The sequence below is a fragment of the Pseudomonas sp. JV245A genome (assembly GCF_032424515.1).
GTDB classification, from domain to species: domain Bacteria; phylum Pseudomonadota; class Gammaproteobacteria; order Pseudomonadales; family Pseudomonadaceae; genus Aquipseudomonas; species Aquipseudomonas protegens.
This window is the reverse complement of sequence record NZ_VYKE01000518.1, coordinates 1-526: the sequence shown is the minus strand read 5'-3', so window position 1 is coordinate 526 and position 526 is coordinate 1. Positions and strand designations below refer to the sequence as shown.

Sequence of the window (526 nt, the reverse complement as noted above, 5' to 3'; positions counted from 1 at the left end):
GGCCATACAGGGTGGTGTTGTACTGGTCGTGGGAGCGCATGGTCTGCAGGATCAGGTCGGGCTTGACCTTGAGCTTGCGCACCCCGGCGCTGACCAGGTGTTCCGGCAGCTCGCTGGGGATGAACCGCGCCTTGCCGGTGGCGGTGTTCCAGCGCCGTTGGCTGGCGTCGTTGCCCAGGTGGAAGCCGCCGGGGTTGAGCAGCTTGAGGTTGAAGTCGGCAAAACCGGGGATGGTGTCGGCGATCAGGTCGCGGATGCGCCCGTAGTCTTCGATCGCCCACAGCCAGTCGATGGGGTGCTGGCCCAGGGTGGCGTTGGCGATGCCGGCGATGATCGCCGGTTCCGAGCGCAGGTGCGGCGACTTGGGTTTGAGCTGGCCGTGGGAGATATGCACCATGCTGAAGGTGTCTTCCACGGTGATGCCTTGCGGGCCGTTGGCCTGGATGTCGATATCGGTGCGGCCCAGGCACGGCAGGATCAGCGCCTCGCGCCCGGTCACCAGGTGGCTGCGGTTGAGCTTGGTGGC

Annotated in this window: 1 pseudogene; it reads right to left on the bottom strand. The window is 66.3% G+C overall.

Going from position 1 to position 526, the window contains the following annotated elements:
• A pseudogene (locus F6S12_RS32795) lies at positions 1-526 on the bottom strand (CbbBc protein); the annotation flags it as partial.